The following is a 1,422-nucleotide window of genomic DNA, read 5'->3' as shown; positions in this document are numbered from 1 at the left end:
CCCGACGACGACGTGGACATCTACAACCTCGACGTGACCTTCACGGCCGAGTTCGCCGACGCCGGCTATCTGCGGCCCATCGACGAGTCCCGGCTCGGCGGGGGACACCTCGACGCGTTCGTTCCGGAGGTGCTCGACGGTTGCCGCTACCGGGGCTCGCTCTGGGCCCTGCCCTTCAACACCGACGCGGGGCTGCTCTTCTACCGTTCCGACCTGCTCGGCGCCGCCGGTTCCGAGCGGCGCGACTTCGACTGGAACGCGGTGATCGCGCACAGCCGCGACCTCGCCGGGGCGGGCCGGGGCGGCCAGGCACCGGTGGCGGGTTACGTGGGCCAGTTCGGGCCGTACGAGGGGTTGACCGTCAACGGCATGGAGTTGATCTGGTCCGCCGGGGTGGACCGGCTGGTCGACGAGACCGAGAACCGGGTGCTGTTCCAGCGGGAGCGCTGGGAGCGGCGGCTGCGGCAGGTGGCCGCGGCCCGGCGCGGCGGCCTGCTGGTCGGTGACGCGTTCGCCGTTCCCGGCGACGAGGGGCGCAGCCTGCGCGACTTCCAGGAGGGCCGGGCCCTGTTCATGCGCAACTGGCCGGTCAGCTACCGGGCGCTGACCGCGCAGGAGGGAGAGGCGGCGTCCTCGGTGCCGTTCGAGGTCACCCGGCTGCCCGGCCCGTCGGCGTTGGGCGGCCAGAACCTCGCCATCGCCCGGCACACCGCGCAACCCCGGGCGGCGCAGGCGTTGATCGAGTTCCTGACCAGGAAGGAGGCCCAGCGCAAGCTGTTCACCCTGGGCGGTTTCGCGCCGACCCGCGTCGACGTGTACGCCGACCCGCTGCTACGGGAGCAGTTCCCGTACCTGGCGCTGCTGGAGGAGGCGGTCCGGGAGGCCAGGGTCCGGCCCCGGGTGCCGCACTACTTCGAGTTCAGCCGGGTGTTCCGGGAGGGCGTACGGTCGGCGCTGGAGGGCGACGGGCGCCTGCCGGAGAACTTCGAGACCCAGCTCAACCAGGCGCTGCGGGGCGATTGAGCCGGCCGGGGCCGTGTGGGTCACGGCCCCGGCCGGGTTGTTCAGTAGGTCGCGGTGCAGGACGGCGTCGGGTTGGTCCCGCTGCCGGAGCCGAGGAACCCGAAGGTGGTGCTGGCCCCGGCGCCCAGCGCGCCGTTGTAGTTGACGTTCTTGGCGGTCACCGCGGATCCGCTGGTGGTGAGTGTGGCGTTCCATGCCTGGTTGACCCGCTGGCCGCTCGGGTAGGTCCAGTCCACCGTCCAGCCCTTGATCGCGGTGGCACCGGCGGTCACCGTCACCTCTCCCTGGAAGCCGCCGGACCAGGTCGAGGTGACCTTGTAGGTGGCGGAGCAGCCACCGGCGGGCGGCCAGGTCGAGGTCGGCGGCGGCGAGGTGGGCGTGGGCGGCGGGCTGCTGGGC

The 1,422-nt window shown here is 72.7% G+C and carries 2 protein-coding genes; one reads left to right on the top strand and one right to left on the bottom strand.

The features are described 5' to 3' along the window. Positions 1–1,023: extracellular solute-binding protein (locus E1166_RS30535; RefSeq protein WP_132343255.1), on the top strand; the 1,023-nt coding region annotated here is incomplete at its 5' end. Between the two features lie 41 nt (positions 1,024–1,064). Here E1166_RS30535 and E1166_RS30530 read toward each other — a convergent pair. Then, positions 1,065–1,422: cellulose binding domain-containing protein (locus E1166_RS30530; RefSeq protein ID WP_207914669.1), on the bottom strand; the 358-nt coding region annotated here is incomplete at its 5' end.

It is taken from the genome of Micromonospora sp. KC213 (assembly GCF_004348325.1).
GTDB lineage: Bacteria > Actinomycetota > Actinomycetes > Mycobacteriales > Micromonosporaceae > Micromonospora.
Note: the sequence above shows the minus strand (reverse complement) of the source record. Positions and strands in the feature narration are given on the sequence as shown.